Origin of the sequence: Saccharopolyspora sp. (assembly GCF_017434145.1) — a bacterium.
In the GTDB taxonomy this organism is placed as follows: domain Bacteria; phylum Actinomycetota; class Actinomycetes; order Mycobacteriales; family Pseudonocardiaceae; genus Saccharopolyspora_C; species Saccharopolyspora_C galaxeae.
On record NZ_JAFRFW010000901.1, the window covers coordinates 1 to 2,480 of the forward strand.

2 protein-coding genes are annotated in these 2,480 nt (G+C 70.4%); both read left to right on the plus strand.

Translation table 11 applies throughout. From position 1 onward, the window contains the following. The coding region (locus IJH84_RS24455) for an arabinofuranosyltransferase (protein WP_295149550.1) at positions 1–1,718 on the plus strand (1,718 nt) is incomplete at its 5' end. A gap of 81 nt (positions 1,719–1,799) precedes the next feature. Next, on the plus strand, positions 1,800–2,480 hold a 681-nt coding region (locus IJH84_RS24460), incomplete at its 3' end, for a siderophore-interacting protein (RefSeq protein WP_295149553.1).

A 2,480-nucleotide genomic window follows, 5' to 3' on the forward strand; every position in this document is an offset into this window, starting at 1 on the left:
CCGCGCTGGTCGGAGCCGTCGTGCTCAGCGGTTACCGGGCGCCTGCCTGGGCCGGCCTGCGCAGGACGGCGCTGCGGCTGCGGCTGCCTGCCGCGTGGGTCGCGTTGTCGGCGCTGGCCACGACCGTTCTCGCCTGGCCGCTGGAACCGACGAAGCTCTTCTATGGCGGCACTTCCGTGGACCAGGCATTCCGGCTGCAATACCTCACCAGGCTCACCGACTCACCGGTGCTTTCGGACATGAACTACGCCGGGCTGCCGCCGTACTACCCGGCGGGCTGGTTCTGGCTCGGCGGGCGGTTCGCCGCGCTGACCGGGAATCCGGCGTGGGCCGCTTACAAACCGTTCGCTCTGCTGACCATCGCGGTCACCGCGGTCGCGGCGTTCACGTTGTGGAGCGTCGTGATGCGCAGGCGGGTGGCCGTGCTGTTGGCGATCGCCACCACGTTGAGCGGGTTCCTGCACGGATTCGACGAGCCCTACGCCTGGCCGTCCGCGGCGTTGTTACCGCCGGTCGCGGTGGCGGCGTGGCGGGTGCTGCGGTGCCGGGAGCACCGGCATCGGGCCGCGCTCGCGGGAATCGGGCTGTTCCTCGGCTTCACAGCGCTCACGTACACGCTCTACTTGGCATTCTCGACGGTGCTGCTGATCGCGATGGCCGCGGTGCTCGTCGTGCGAAGAGCGAACAGGCCCGGTCCGTTGCTGCTGCGCTTGCTCGGGATCGGAGCCGTGGCCGGGCTGGTGGCGTTGCTGGTCTGGACGCCGTTCGTGCTGGCCAAGCTCGGCGGCGCGGAATCCGCCGGTGCGGCGAACAACTACCTCCCGGCGGAGTCCGTGCCGCCGTTCCCGTTCCTGCAGCCCACGCTGTTCGGCGCGCTTTGCCTGGCCGGTCTGTGCTGGCTCGTGCTGTCGTGCCGGCGCAACGCGGTGGCCGCCGCGCTGCTGGTGGTGACCGGTGTCGTCTACCTGTGGTTCGGGCTGTCCACGCTGGCGATCGCCGCGCACACCACGTTGCTGGCGTTCCGGGTGACCACGGCGTTCAACGTCCTGCTGGCGGTGGCCGGAGTGCTCGGCCTGCTGGAACTGTTCCGCTGGGCCAGGTCGCGGCTGCCCGAGCGGTTCCGTGCGCAGGCGGTAGCGCTGGCGGTCCTGCTGGGACTGGCCGGATCGGTGAGCACCGTCGAGACCGCACTCGCCACCGAAGTGCACAGCGCCGCCCAGCCCGCCTACACCGATTACTACCCGACGGGCAGCAACGCCCAGCGCCAAGCCGACCCTGCCGCGGACGGTTCCTGGCACGACGAATTGCTCGGCGCATTGCGGGAAACCACGGGCCGCGCGCCGTCGGAGACGGTGCTGCTGAGCACCTACCACCCGATCAAGTCCTTCGCGCCGTTCCGCGGCTTCCAGCAGGAGACTCCGCACTACGCCAACCCCCTGGCGCGGTACGAGGAACGGGCCTCGGAGATCCGGGACTGGGCGTCCGCGCGCGATTCCGCCGAGCTGACCGCGAAGCTGCGCGGCAGCGGGTTCACTCCGCCCGATGCCTTCGTGCTGCGCCGCGCACCGGATGGCCTGCACCTCACGCTCGCCCACGACGCCTTCCCGCACCAACCCAACGTGCAGGTCTACGATGTGCGGTTCGACCCGGCGCTGTTCGACTCGCCGGGCTTCGCGCGCCGGGACGCAGGACCGTTCGCGGTGATCGCGACACGTTGATCTTTTCGGGGTGCGCTACGTGAAAGCACTCGACGATCAGGTTAGCCTTGCCTCAGAGAGTCGCGTGATGAGGAGGGGCTGATGACCCAAGCCAGGAAGAACCGGCCGGTGACCCGGCTGCGCGTGCTGCGCAAGGAACAACTCACGCCGCACATGATCCGGATCGTCGCCGGCGGGGACGGCCTGGCCAACTTCGAGCCCAACGAGTTCACCGACGCCTACGTGAAGGTGTTGTTCCCGCGCCCGGACGTGATCTATCCGCAGCCGCTGGACATGGGCGTGATTCGTGCGGAGATGCCGCGCGAGCACTGGCCTGCGATGCGCAGCTACACCGTGCGCCACTACGACGAGCAGGCCGGTGAGCTCGCGCTGGATTTCGTGCACCACGGCGACAGCGGGCTGGCCGGGCCGTGGGCGGCGAACGCGCAGATCGGCGACGAGCTGCTGCTGTCCGGACCGGGCGGGGCGTACGCCCCGGACCCGGCGGCCGGTTGGCACCTGCTGGTCGGCGATGAGAGCGCGCTGCCCGCGATCGCGGCCTCCCTCGAAGCGATGCCGCCCGGCGCGACCGCGCGGGTGTTCCTGCTGGTCGACAACGCCGCGGAGCAGCAGACGTTGGCCACCAAGGCCGACGCCCAGGTCCGCTGGCTGTACCGCTCGGCGGGCGAGGACCTGGTGGACGCGGTGCAGACCGCCGAGTTCCCGGCCGGGGAGGTGCAGGCGTTCGTGCACGGTGAGGCGGGGTTCGTGCGCGTGCTGCGC